The following is a 12,338-nucleotide window of genomic DNA, read 5'->3' as shown; positions in this document are numbered from 1 at the left end:
GAGCGTGATACCTCAGAGGTATCAAGATGACTCTGAGGTATCACGCTCGATGTGCTGCGCCGGGTCGCGTCCGCCGACAACCGACCGGCGCGCGACGGGGCTGATCTCACACCGTCTTCCGTGCCCGTCCGGCCGTCCGCGCCAGCGCATAGGCTGAGCGGATGGCTGACCGCACCGATCCCGCCCCGACCGAGGCGAGCGTGCAGCGCGCGCTGCGCCGGGCGGCCACCGGCCGCGCGCTGGACGTCGCGGAGGCGACCGCGCTGCTGGCGGCCCGGGGGGCCGAGCTCGACGAACTGCTCCGCGTCGCCGGGGAGATCCGCGACGCCGGGCTGCGCGACGCCGGCCGGCCGGGCGTGGTGACGTACTCGAAGAAGGTCTTCATCCCGCTGACCCGGCTCTGCCGGGACCGCTGCCACTACTGCACCTTCGCCACCGTGCCGCACCGGCTGCCGGCCGCCTTCCTGGAGCAGGACGAGGTGCTGGCGATCGCCCGGCAGGGCGCGGCGCTGGGCTGCAAGGAGGCCCTCTTCACTCTCGGTGACCGGCCGGAGGAGCGCTGGCCGGCGGCCCGCGAGTGGTTGGACCAGCGCGGGTACGACTCCACCCTGGACTACCTGCGCGCCTGTGCGGTGGCGGTGCTGGAGGAGACCGGCCTGCTGCCCCACCTCAACCCGGGCGTGCTGTCCTGGTCGGAACTGCAACGGCTCAAGCCGGTCGCGCCGAGCATGGGGATGATGCTGGAGACCACCGCGACCCGGCTCTGGTCCGAGCCGGGTGGTCCGCACTTCGGCTCGCCGGACAAGGAACCCGCGGTGCGGCTGCGGGTGCTCGACGACGCCGGCCGGGTCGGGGTGCCGTTCACCACCGGCATCCTTATCGGCATCGGGGAGACCCCGGCCGAGCGGGTCGACGCGATCTTCGCGATCCGCCGGAGCATGCGGGAGTACGGCCACCTCCAGGAGGTGATCGTGCAGAACTTCCGCGCCAAGCCGGACACGGCGATGCGTGGCATGCCCGACGCCGAGCTGCACGACCTGGCGGCCACGGTGGCGGTGGCCCGGCTGCTGCTCGGCCCCAAGGCCCGGATCCAGGCCCCGCCCAACCTGATCGAGGGCGAGTACGACCTGCTGCTGCGCGCCGGCATCGACGACTGGGGCGGGGTGTCGCCGCTGACCCCGGACCACGTCAACCCGGAGCGGCCCTGGCCGCAGCTCGACGAGCTGGCCCGGCACACCGAGAAGTCCGGCTTCACCCTGCGCGAGCGGCTTACCGTCTACCCGGAGTACGTCCGGGCCGGTGACCCCTGGCTCGACCACCGGCTGCTGCCGCACGTCGGCGCGCTGGCCGACCCGGAGACGGGGCTCGCCGTCGAGTCCGCCCGGCCGGTCGGCCTGCCGTGGCAGGAGCCCGACGAGACGTACGGCGGGCGGACCGACCTGCACGTCACCATCGACACCACCGGGCGTACCGGGGACCGGCGGGGCGACTTCGACAGCGTCTACGGCGACTGGTCGGAGGTCGCCGGCAAGGTCACCACCGGGGCCGCACCCGGCGGCGACGCCGACGTACGGGCCGGGCTGCGGCTGGCCGCCGACGACCCGGCGGCGCTGCTGGAGCCCCGGCACGCCGAGCTGGCGCTGGCCCTCTTCGGCGCGGACGGCCCGGCGCTGGACGAGCTGTCCCGGCTCGCCGACGACGTCCGACGCGACGCCGTCGGCGACGACGTCACCTACGTGGTCAACCGCAACATCAACTTCAGCAACGTCTGCTACGTGGGCTGCCGGTTCTGCGCCTTCGCCCAGCGGGAACGGGACGCCGACGCGTTCCGGCTCTCGGTGGAGCAGGTCGCCGACCGGGCCGAGGAGGCCTGGGCGGCCGGGGCCACCGAGGTCTGCCTCCAGGGCGGGATCGACCCGAAGATGCCGGTGACCGGCTACGCCGACCTGGTCCGGGCGATCAAGGCACGGGTGCCGGGGATGCACGTGCACGCCTTCTCCCCGATGGAGATCGTCACCGCCGCCGCCAAGGCCGGCGTGCCGGTGCGGGAGTGGCTGACCCGGCTGCGCGAGGCCGGGCTGGACACCATCCCGGGCACCGCCGCGGAGATCCTCGACGACGACGTGCGCTGGGTGCTCACCAAGGGCAAGCTGCCGGCGGCCGCCTGGGTCGAGGTGGTCAGCACGGCCCACGAGCTGGGCATCCGGTCCAGCTCCACGATGATGTACGGCCACGTGGACCACCCCGGGCAGTGGTTGGCGCACTTCCGGGTGCTGGCCGGGGTGCAGGACCGCACCGGCGGGTTCACCGAGTTCGTGGCGCTGCCGTTCGTGCACACCAACGCGCCGATCTACCTCGCCGGCATCGCCCGGCCGGGGCCCACCTGGCGGGAGAACCGGGCGGTGCACGCGATGGCCCGGCTGCTGCTGCACGGCCGGATCGACAACATCCAGTGCTCCTGGGTGAAGCTGGGCGACGCCGGCACGGTGGCGATGCTCCAGGGCGGCTGCAACGACCTGGGCGGCACGCTGATGGAGGAGACGATCTCCCGGATGGCCGGCTCCGGCAACGGTTCGGCGCGTACCGAGGAGCAGTTGCGGGCCATCGCGGCGGCCGCCGGACGACCGGCGCGCAAGCGGACGACCGCGTACGGTCACCACCCCGCCTAGCGTCGAACCTTTCCCCGGCACCGGCCGTACCACTGGTCGCCGGCGGCGGTTGAGGCGAGGGCCGCCGCCGGCGACCCCTCGCGAGCCACCGCAGGCGCGTACGCGCCGCCGGAGGAAAGGTTCCCCATGACGAGTGACGAGCGGAAGCGGCCCTGGCCGCGACTGACCCGCCGGCAGACGTTGACCGCCGCGGCGAGCGCCACGCTGGGCGCCGCCGCCCTCACCGTGCCGGGCCTGTCGGCCGCGCAGAACGCCCCGTCGGCCGCCGGCGCGAAGGACGACCCGATCGTGGTCCACCTGCGCGACGCGGCCACCGGGACGATGGACGTCTTCGTCGGCACGTCCCGCATCGAGGTACGCGACCGCGGCCTGGCGGACCGGTTGCGGCGCGCCGCCGGGGGGCGCTGATGTCCTCCCACCGCGAGGCACCGGAGATCAGCAAGGACCCGGTCGCCGACAGCTCCGACCTGTACGCGTTCGTCAGCCCCGACCGGCCCGACTCGGTGACGCTGATCGCCAACTACGTGCCGTTGCAGCTCCCCTCCGGCGGGCCGAACTTCTTCGAGTTCGGCGACGACGTGCGGTACGAGATTCACATCGACAACGACGGTGACGGCCGTCCCGACGTGACCTATCGGTTCGAATTCAGCACCGAGGTCACGAATCCGAACAGCTTTCTTTACAACACCGGCGCGATCGAGTCGTTGGACAGCGAGAACTGGAATCGGCGCCAGTTCTACAAGCTGACCCGGGTGGCCGACGGTCGGGAGCACGTGCTCGCGCACAAGCTGCCCTGCCCGCCGTGCAACGTCGGCCCGCTCTCCACCCCGAACTACGCCCAGCTGGCCCGCCAGGCGACGTACAGCCTCTCCACCGGGGAGCGGGTCTTCGCCGGGCAGCGCGCGGACGGCTTCTTCGTCGACCTCGGCGCCATCTTCGACCTGGGTACGCTGCGGCCGTTCCAGCAGTTGCACGTCGCCGGCAAGAAGCTCTTCAAGACCGAGGGCGAGCCGGTCAACGCCGTGGACCGGATGAACGTGCACAGCATCGCGGTGCAGGTGCCGCTGAGCAAGGTACGCCGCAAGGCCAACCGGTACGCTCCCGCCGACCGCGCCTCGGTGATCGGCGTGTGGACGTCGGCCTCGCGGCAGCAGGTGCGGGTGCTCGGCGCCCGGGCCGCCGCGGACACCGCCACCGGCCCGTGGACCCAGGTGTCACGGCTGGGCAACCCGTTGTTCAACGAGGTCATCGTGCCGATGTCCAAGAAGGACCTGTGGAACACGCTGCCGCCGTCGGAGGACAAGCGGTTCGCCCGCTTCGTCGAGCAGCCGGAACTGGCCGCCCTGCTGCCGGCCCTCTATCCGGGCGTCTTCCCCAAGCTGGACGCGCTGAACAAGGCCAAGAAGCCCCGGGCGGACCTGGCGGCGATCCTGCTCACCGGCATCCCGGCCGGGCTGATCGACGGCTTCACCAACAACACCGGCGACGTGCAGGCCGACATGCTGCGGCTGAACACCGCGATCAAGCCGACCGCCAAGCCGGACCGGTTCGGGGTGCTCGGCGGTGACCTGGCCGGCTTCCCCAACGGCAGGCGGGTCGGCGACGACGTGGTGAGCATCGCGCTGCGGGCCATCGCCGGGGTCACCGTGCCGCTGGTGGACAAGGCCTTCACCCCCGACGCGGCGGCCGGCGCGGTAACCCCGGGGCTGAGCGCCGCCGACGTGACCGCGCCCTTCCTGGCCGGCTTCCCCTTCCTGGGCACGCCGTACGACGGGTTCAACAACCCGCCGGTGGCGAAGTCCTGAGCGGAGGGAGGACGTCATGCACGGGCACGACCACCGGTACGGGCCGACGGAGAGCGGCACCGTCCTGCTCGACCTGGGCGCGGACACCGGCGCGCTGATCGTCCACACCGGCCGGCGGCTGCATGGGCGGGAGATCGAGATCAGCCGGGCGGACCAGCCCGACGGGCCGCGTACCCATTCGGCCGTGCGGGAACGGATCGTCCGGGACGGGGTGTTCCACAGTGCCGTGTACCCGGACCTGCCGGCCGGTCTCTATACCGTCTGGTGGGACGAGCGGACGCCCGCCGGCGCGATCTCCGTCACCGGCGGCGCCGTCGCCGAGTTCGTCTGGCCGAGCAGCGCTCCGCCGGGGGTGAGCTGATCACCGCAGCGCGTCCGAACCGTCGCGCCCCGTCCACATCGTGGACGGGGCGCTGTCGGCGTTTCCGGCTCGACGGGCGGCTGTGGCCGAACCGCGTTAACCTGTGCCCCACCAAGAACTCGATCTTGATGGCTGGTCCACCGGAGCCTCCGCCGGCGTACCCCGGCGGCGTCCACGATGGGCACGCCACGGCAGAAATCTCGGGCAACTCGCCGGAGAGGGCGTTACTCGGCCGGGGTCTGAATCGATAGGGCAGGTTGCGAGGCGGGCGACCGAAGTGGTCGCTCGAACGGTGTCGGGAGGGCGACTCCATTATCAAGTTCAGCTTGACGGCGCACGCATTACACGCGTGTAATTTGAATGGGGTTGTTCGCACGGAACGCAACAAATGGGGACCGTACGGACAAGCACGCCTTTCGCGTGGGGGGTTGCAGCGGCGATGACGCCGGTGCGCGACAAGGAGGCATCTGATGGACGGCCAGCTTGAGGTGGCCGACCTGCTCGGAAACGCGCCGGAGTGGCAGGAGCGGGCGCTCTGCTCGCAGACCGATCCGGAAGCGTTCTTTCCCGAGAAGGGCGGCTCGACCCGCGAGGCGAAGCGGATCTGCTCGCGGTGCGAGGTCAAGACGGAATGCCTCGAATACGCTCTCGGTCACGACGAGCGGTTCGGGATCTGGGGTGGGCTCTCCGAGCGGGAGCGGCGCAAGCTCAAGCGGCGGGCCGCCTGAGCTGACGTGTGGGGCCGGGGCGGTGGGGGCCGCCCGGCTCACGCCCGGGTCGGCGCCGCGGGGGCGGCCCGACCGAGGGGGGTCAGGCCAGCTCGTCCGGGTCGACCCCGAGCAGGTTCGCCACCTGCTCGATGATCACGTCGTGCACCAGGTCGGCCAGGTCCTCGCGGTCCATCGCGCGGAACTCCAGCGGCCTTCGGTAGAGCACGATGCGGGGCGGCACCTCCTGCCGGCCGGGACGCCCCGGCAGCAGGCGGGCCAGCGGCACCTCGCCGTCCTCGAGCACGTCCGAGTCGTAGACGTTCAGGTCCGGCGGGACGTCCTCGACGGCGAACTCGACGCCGGCCAGCTCCTTGGCGAAGCGGCGCTCCAGCGTCTCGACGGTGTCCAGCACCAGGTCGTCGAAGACCTCGGCCTTGGTGCGGGCCAGCGGGACGGTCGCCGGCACCAGTCGCCCCCGCAGGCCACGACCGTGGCGGTCGCGGTGGGTGCGCCGGCCGGAGCCGGGGCGGCGGTGTTCCGGGCTCGTCATGAGGCACAGGGTAGCTTCCGGGCCGGCCTGGCCTGCGGCAGCGCCGCACTCCTGGCGCGGCGGGGCCGGGCGGGCGCGAATTGTGATCACCGTGACGGGCGTGTCGCAACGCGAACCGGTGCGCCGGACCCGGTAATGGGGATACCCTGCCGCCGTGAGGTCACCACGGCGCTGCTCCCGTAACGGCTGCCCCCGGCAAGCGGTCGCCACATTGACCTATGTCTACAACGAGTCGACTGCGGTCGTGGGCCCGTTGGCGGCCTTCGCCGAGCCGCACACGTACGACCTCTGTGAGCCGCACGCCCGGAGCCTGACCGCTCCGCGGGGCTGGGACGTGGTCCGGCACGAGGGCGAGTTCGAGCCGCCGCCGCCCACCACCGACGACCTGGTGGCCCTGGCCGAGGCCGTCCGCGAGGCCGCCCGCCCGGTGACCCCCCGCCCCCCCGAGGACGACCAGACCGCCCACACCTCGCCCCACACGGGCCGCCGAGGCCACCTCCGCGTAATCCCCCCCAACCACTAACCCCCCTGCCCTGCCCACCCCCGGCCCGCACCCTCATCCTCCGTTGATCATGAAGTTGTTGCCACGACTCGCCGAGGCGGGCGGCGATAACTTCATGATCAACGGGATGTGGCGGGGTGGGAGCGGGTGGGGTCAGTGGCCGAGGAGGCGGGAGAAGGCGGCGGCGCGGCGGGAGGGGCGGCCCGTGCGGGCCTCGGCGGCGTCGGCGGAGAACATCAGGCGTAGGCCGGCGTTGACCGCCAGCCAGCGCAGGGGCTCGGGTTCCCACTTCGGGGAGCGGTGGTTGACCCAGGGGAGCGTCGTCAGGTCGCTGTCCACGCCGCGGATCAGGTCGGCGAGGGTACGGCCGGCCAGGTTGCTGGTGCCCACCCCGTCGCCCACGTAGCCGCCCGCCCAGCCGAGTCCGGTCGCGCGGTCCAGTCCCACCGAGGCGGACCAGTCCCGGGCCACCCCCAGCGGGCCGCCCCAGGTGTGGGCCACCGGCACCTCGGGGCCGAGCACGGGGAACAGTTCGCCCAGCACCCGGCGCAGCGCGCGGAAGACCGCCGGCTCCCGGTCGTACGCGGGGGAGACCCGGGAGCCGAAGTGGTAGGGCGCCCCCCGCCCACCGAAGGCCAACCGGTCGTCGGCGGTGCGCTGGCCGTAGATGATGACGTGCCGGTGGTCGGAGAACGTCTCCCGCTCGGCCAGCCCGATCCGGTCCCAGGTCTGCGCGGGCAGCGGCTCGGTGGCCACCATCAGCGAGTAGACCGGGGCGATGGCGCGCCGCTGACCCGGCAGCCCCGGCGTGTACCCCTCGGTGGCCCGGACCACCACCGGCGCCCGGACCGTGCCGTACGGGGTGACCGCGGCGCCGGCCCGGATCGCGGTGACCGGGGTACGTTCGTGCAGGCGTACCCCGTGGCGCTCCACCGCCCGGGCCAGCCCACGGACCAACTTCGCCGGGTGCACCACCGCGCAGTGCGGGGTGTACGTCGCGCCGAGCACCCCCTCGGCCGCGCACCGGGCGGACGCCTCGGCGGCGTCGAGCAGCATCAGGTCGTCGGGGTCGAGACCATGCTCGCGGGCCGTGGCCACCTCGGCGCGGGCCCGGCCGAGCTGGGCCTGCGACCGGGCCAGCACCACCGTCCCGCCCTGGTGCCAGTCGCAGTCGATGCCCTCGGCGGCGACCACCCGGCCGACCTCGCGGACGGTCTCCCGCATGGCCCGCTGCATGGCCAGCGCCCGGTCCCGACCGTGCCGGCGGGCCAGCGCGGGCAGCGAGGTGGGGAAGAGCGCGGAGCACCAGCCGCCGTTGCGCCCCGAGGCGCCGTACCCGGCGATCTGGGCCTCCAGCACGGTGATCCGCAGCGACGGGTCGGCGGTCGCGAGGTGGTACGCCGTCCACAGCCCGGTGTAGCCGGCCCCGACGATCACCACGTCGGCGTCGGTGTCGCCGGGCAGCGACGGGCGCGGGTCCAGCCGCTCGTCCACCGTGGACAGCCAGTGGGACAGCTCCTGGTAGCGCATCACCACTCCGGTGGGGGCAGGTCGTGGCGCAGCCGGGGGTCGGGCTGCGGGGTGCCGAGCGTCTCCACCACCGGCACCACCCCGGCCCAGACCGGCCGGTCGAGGTCGTCGTCGGGGTCGTCGGGCGGGCCGGCGCTGATCTTCACCGAGCACTCGTCCAGCGGCAGGGCGAGCACCAGCGTGGCGGCCAGCTCCTTCGCCGACGGCGGCCGGATCGCCGCCCAGCGGCCGGGCAGCAGGTGCTCGGAGATACGTTCCAGGGCGGCCAGCCGGTCGTCGCCGTCGACCACGCTCAGCTCGCCGAGCACCATCGCGCACCGGTAGTTCATCGAGGAGGCGAAGGCGCTGCGGGCCAACACGAGACCGTCGAGCAGGGTCACCGTCAGGCAGGCCGGCGCGCCCGCCGCGAGGTGCCGGAACAGCCGGCTGCCGGTCGAGCCGTGCAGCAGCACCCGCTCGCCGTCGCGGGCGTAGGCCACCGGCAGCGCGTACGGCTGGCACCCGTCGGCGATGGCCAGGTGACCGACCCGGCCGGCGTCGAGGACGGCGTGCAGGGTGGCCCGGTCGTGGACGGCGAGCTCGGGCAGCCGGCGTACCCGGGTGCGGTCGGTGCCGCCGGCGGCCGCGCCGCTCCCGGTCCCGCCGCCGGCCTGTGCGGCCGCCTGGGTACGCGCGGTCCGGCTCCCGGTGTCGGCGATGGCCGGTGCGCTGCGGGGCCGGTTCCCGGTGTCCCGGGAACCGGCCCCGTCCGGCCCGGGCCCACCGCTCAGAGGCGGTTCCATGCCTCGGTCAGCACGGCGCGCAGGATCTGCTCGATCTCGTCGAACTGCTGCTGATCGGCGATCAGCGGCGGGGCGAGCTGCACCACGGGGTCGCCCCGGTCGTCGGCGCGGCAGTAGAGCCCGGCCTGGAAGAGCGCGGTGGAGAGGAAGCCGCGCAGCAGCCGCTCGGACTCGGCCTCGTCGAAGGTCTCCCGGGTCGCCTTGTCCTTGACCAGTTCGATGCCGTAGAAGTAGCCGTCGCCCCGGACGTCGCCGACGATGGGCAGGTCGTGGAGCTTCTCCAGGGTGGACCGGAAGGCGCCCTCGTTGGCCCGGACGTGCCCGACGAGGTCCTCGCGGGCGAAGACCTCCAGGTTGGCCAGCGCCACCGCGCAGGAGACCGGGTGGCCGCCGAAGGTCACCCCGTGGGCGAACATGCCGGTCTCGGTGAGGAACGGCTCCATCAGCCGCTCGCTGGCGATCATCGCGCCGAGCGGGGCGTACCCGGAGGTGATGCCCTTGGCGGTGGTGATGATGTCGGGCTGGTAGCCGTACCGGACGGCGCCGAAGTACTCGCCGAGCCGGCCCCAGGAGCAGATCACCTCGTCGGAGACGAGCAGCACGTCGTACTCGTCGCAGATCTCGCGGACCCGCTGGAAGTAGCCGGGCGGCGGCGGGAAGCAGCCGCCGGAGTTCTGCACCGGCTCCAGGAAGACCGCGGCGACGGTGTCCGGCCCCTCGCGCTCGATGGCGCGGCGGATCTCCTCGGCGGCCCAGCGGCCGAACGCCTCGGGCGAGTCGCCGTGCTCGGGGGCCCGGTAGAAGTTGGTGTTCGGCACCTTGATGCCGCCGGGCACCAGCGGCTCGAAGTCGCTCTTGATGCCGGGCAGGCCGGTGATCGACAGCGCGCCCATCGAGGTGCCGTGGTAGGCGATGTACCGGCTGACCACCTTGTGCTTGTTCGGCTGGCCGGTGCGCTTGAAGTACGCCCGGGCCAGCTTCCACGCCGCCTCGACGGCCTCGGAGCCGCCGGTGGTGAAGAAGACCCGGTTCAGGTCGCCCGGGGTGAGCGAGGCGATCTTCTCGGCCAACTCGACGGCCTTCGGGTGGGCGTACGACCAGAGCGGGAAGTAGGCCAGCTCGCCGGCCTGCTTGGCGGCCGCCTCGGCCAGCTCGGTACGCCCGTGACCGGCGTTGACGACGAAGAGCCCGGCGAGTCCGTCCAGGTACCGGCGGCCCTGGGAGTCCCAGACGTACGCGCCCTCGCCGCGGACGATGGTCGGCACCTCGCCGGCCGAGTAGCTGGCCATCCGGGTGAAGTGCATCCAGAGGTGGTCGGTGGCGTTGGCCATGTCAGCCCCATAGCGTCTCGGGCCGGTCCAAGGGGTGACGCCGGCCGCTCTGCCCACGGTTATCGCACAGTCGGATGACCTGAGGCAAGTGGGATCGGCAGTCAATCGTCGTTGAGGCAACGAATTCTGCGACCGACTATGGCTGGCGCTACGGAATCCGTATGGGCGGGTGAAGTGGGGCCGTTGATCAGGCCGTCCCCCAGCTGTAGGTCTGCTTGCGCAGCTTGAGGTAGACGAACGCCTCGGTCGCCAGCACCCCGGGGACGGCGCGCAGCTTCTGCAGGATCTCCAGCAGGTGGGCGTCGTTGCGGCAGACCACCTCGGCCAGCAGGTCGAACGAGCCGGCGGTGATCACCACGTAGTCGATCTCCTCGAACTCGGCGAGCCGGTCGGCCACGGCCTCCAGGTCGCCGTCGGTACGCAGGCCGATCATGGCCTGGCGGGGGAACCCGAGCTGGAGCGGGTCGGTGACGGCGACGATCTGCATCACCCCGGCGTCGAGCAGCCGCTGCACCCGCTGCCGCACCGCCGCCTCGGAGAGCCCGACGGCCTTGCCGATGGTCGCGTACGGCCGGCGGCCGTCCTCCTGGAGCTGCTCGATGATCTGCTTCGCCACGTCGTCGAGCAGAGCGTGGCTGGCACCCTCACGGACAGCCACCCGCCGCCCGCCGTTGCCGTTCTCCTGCTGCCGGTTCGTCATCGACCACTCCCCATGTCCGTTCCCCCGGGTGAGCCTAGTGCCATCGGGCAGTGTGGCGTATTTCGTCGTCCATTGCTATTCCCGCAACGGAATCCCTTGTGGGGTCGGTCACCTCATGTCAGGATCAGTCGTCCCAGGCACCTGACCCCTCCCGCCGGCGCCGTCACCCCCGTCCCCGCCGCCGACGGACGACCCCCTAGGAGTCGTCACATGCGAACTCCCCTGAAGCCCTTCACCCGGCGTGGACTGCTCACCGGCACCCTCTCCTCGGCCGCCCTGCTCGCCGCGGGCGGTGCCCTCGCGGGCTGCGGCACCAAGGCCGCGACGCAGACCGAGGAGGGTTGCAAGAGCGAGGACCTCTCCGCGACGGAGAAGAAGCTGGCCTTCGCCAACTGGCCGCAGTACATGGACGTTGACGAGAAGGACGAGTCGAAGCGGCCCAGCCTCGACGCGTTCGTCCAGAAGACCGGCATCCAGGTCACCTACACCGAGGACATCAACGACAACAACGAGTTCTTCGGCAAGGTGCAGAACCAGCTCGCCAGCTGCCAGAGCACCGACCGGGACATCATCGTCCTCACCGACTGGATGGCCGCCCGGATGATCCGGCTCGGCTGGATCCAGAAGCTCGACCCGGCGAAGATCCCGAACGTGGCGGCCAACCTGCTGCCGTCGCTGATCAACCGGTCCTTCGACCCGGACAACCGGATCGCCATCCCGTGGCAGTCCGGCCTGGCCGGCCTGGCCTACAACGGCAACGTCACCAAGGAGCTCCGCACCGTCGACGAGCTGCTGACCCGCCCCGACCTGAAGGGCAAGGTGACCGCGCTGTCCGAGATGCGGGACACCATGGGTCTGCTGCTGCAGTCCAACGGGCACCACCCGGCCAACTTCACCGGGGCCCAGTTCGACGACGCGCTCAACAAGCTCAAGAAGGCCGTCGACTCCGGGCAGATCCGCAAGTTCACCGGCAACGACTACGCCCCGGACCTCGCCAAGGGCGACATCGCCGCCTGCATCGGCTGGTCCGGTGACGTCATCCAGCTCACCGGCGAGGACGAGAAGATCAAGTTCGTCTCGCCCGACTCGGGCGTGATGCTGTTCAGCGACAACATGATGGTGCCGAACAAGGCCACCCACAAGGCGAACGCCGAAGCGCTGATCAACTACTACTACGAGCCGGCCGTCGCGGCGCAGCTCGCCGCGTACGTCAACTACATCTGCCCGGTCAAGGGCGCGCAGGCCGAGATGGAGAAGATCGACCCGGAGCTGGCAGCCAACCCGCTGATCTTCCCGGACGAGGCCCTGCTGTCGAAGTCCAAGGTCTTCATGGCCCTGGACGAGAAGCAGGAGAAGGAGTACGAAACCAAGTTCCAGCAGGTCATCGGGGCGTGAAGA

12 protein-coding genes are annotated in these 12,338 nt (G+C 71.9%); 7 read left to right on the top strand and 5 right to left on the bottom strand.

Going from position 1 to position 12,338, the window contains the following annotated elements:
- The first annotated feature begins 161 nt into the window (after positions 1-161).
- The 5 genes from V6U89_RS05485 (at position 162) to V6U89_RS05465 (ending at position 5,563) form a co-directional block, all read left to right on the top strand.
- Complete coding sequence (locus V6U89_RS05485) at positions 162-2,669, top strand: bifunctional FO biosynthesis protein CofGH (protein ID WP_334569528.1); 2,508 nt, start codon at positions 162-164, stop codon at positions 2,667-2,669.
- 126 nt (positions 2,670-2,795) lie between these two features.
- Positions 2,796-3,077 (top strand): hypothetical protein, encoded by a 282-nt coding sequence (locus tag V6U89_RS05480; RefSeq protein WP_334569527.1) that lies wholly within the window; start codon positions 2,796-2,798, stop codon positions 3,075-3,077.
- Positions 3,077-4,474, top strand: coding sequence for a DUF4331 domain-containing protein (locus V6U89_RS05475; RefSeq protein ID WP_334569525.1), 1,398 nt, complete (start codon positions 3,077-3,079; stop codon positions 4,472-4,474). Before V6U89_RS05480 ends, V6U89_RS05475 begins: the two co-directional genes overlap by 1 nt.
- A 16-nt stretch (positions 4,475-4,490) precedes the next feature.
- Positions 4,491-4,835: a phospholipase gene (locus V6U89_RS05470; protein ID WP_334569524.1), complete on the top strand. Its 345-nt coding sequence runs from the start codon at positions 4,491-4,493 to the stop codon at positions 4,833-4,835.
- A 470-nt stretch (positions 4,836-5,305) separates the two neighbouring features.
- On the top strand, positions 5,306-5,563 hold the full coding sequence (locus tag V6U89_RS05465; RefSeq protein ID WP_007455784.1) for a WhiB family transcriptional regulator: 258 nt from the start codon (positions 5,306-5,308) through the stop codon (positions 5,561-5,563).
- Between the two features lie 82 nt (positions 5,564-5,645).
- Here the strand turns inward: V6U89_RS05465 and V6U89_RS05460 are convergent, their stop codons facing one another.
- Positions 5,646-6,095, bottom strand: coding sequence for a metallopeptidase family protein (locus V6U89_RS05460; RefSeq protein WP_088963879.1), 450 nt, complete (start codon positions 6,093-6,095; stop codon positions 5,646-5,648).
- A gap of 154 nt (positions 6,096-6,249) precedes the next feature.
- On the opposite strand from V6U89_RS05460, the gene V6U89_RS05455 reads away from it, so the two are divergent.
- Complete coding sequence (locus tag V6U89_RS05455; protein ID WP_334569523.1) at positions 6,250-6,618, top strand: DUF3499 domain-containing protein; 369 nt, start codon at positions 6,250-6,252, stop codon at positions 6,616-6,618.
- Between the two features lie 132 nt (positions 6,619-6,750).
- Here V6U89_RS05455 and V6U89_RS05450 read toward each other — a convergent pair whose 3' ends face one another.
- The 4 genes from V6U89_RS05450 to V6U89_RS05435 all read right to left on the bottom strand — a co-directional run bounded on the left by V6U89_RS05450 (position 6,751) and on the right by V6U89_RS05435 (position 10,940).
- Positions 6,751-8,127, bottom strand: coding sequence for an NAD(P)/FAD-dependent oxidoreductase (locus V6U89_RS05450; protein WP_334569522.1), 1,377 nt, complete (start codon positions 8,125-8,127; stop codon positions 6,751-6,753).
- Positions 8,127-8,909 carry a pyridoxamine 5'-phosphate oxidase family protein gene (locus V6U89_RS05445; RefSeq protein WP_334569521.1) on the bottom strand — a complete coding sequence of 261 codons (783 nt, stop codon included), beginning with the start codon at positions 8,907-8,909 and terminating at the stop codon, positions 8,127-8,129. The genes V6U89_RS05450 and V6U89_RS05445 overlap by 1 nt, the downstream gene beginning before the upstream one ends.
- Positions 8,894-10,240, bottom strand: coding sequence for an aspartate aminotransferase family protein (locus V6U89_RS05440; protein WP_334569519.1), 1,347 nt, complete (start codon positions 10,238-10,240; stop codon positions 8,894-8,896). The genes V6U89_RS05445 and V6U89_RS05440 overlap by 16 nt, the downstream gene beginning before the upstream one ends.
- A 187-nt stretch (positions 10,241-10,427) precedes the next feature.
- Positions 10,428-10,940: an Lrp/AsnC family transcriptional regulator gene (locus V6U89_RS05435; RefSeq protein ID WP_210777410.1), complete on the bottom strand. Its 513-nt coding sequence runs from the start codon at positions 10,938-10,940 to the stop codon at positions 10,428-10,430.
- Positions 10,941-11,150: 210 nt separating this feature from the next.
- Between V6U89_RS05435 and V6U89_RS05430 the strand changes: the two genes are divergently transcribed.
- A complete protein-coding gene (locus tag V6U89_RS05430) occupies positions 11,151-12,335 on the top strand; it encodes a polyamine ABC transporter substrate-binding protein (RefSeq protein WP_334569518.1) in 1,185 nt (394 codons plus the stop codon).
- Positions 12,336-12,338: the final 3 nt, after the last annotated feature.

This window comes from Micromonospora sp. CPCC 206171, assembly GCF_036906755.1.
Classification (GTDB): Bacteria; Actinomycetota; Actinomycetes; order Mycobacteriales; family Micromonosporaceae; genus Micromonospora; species Micromonospora purpureochromogenes.
The sequence above is the reverse complement of the archived record's forward strand: the minus strand, read 5'-3'. Positions and strand labels throughout refer to the sequence as shown.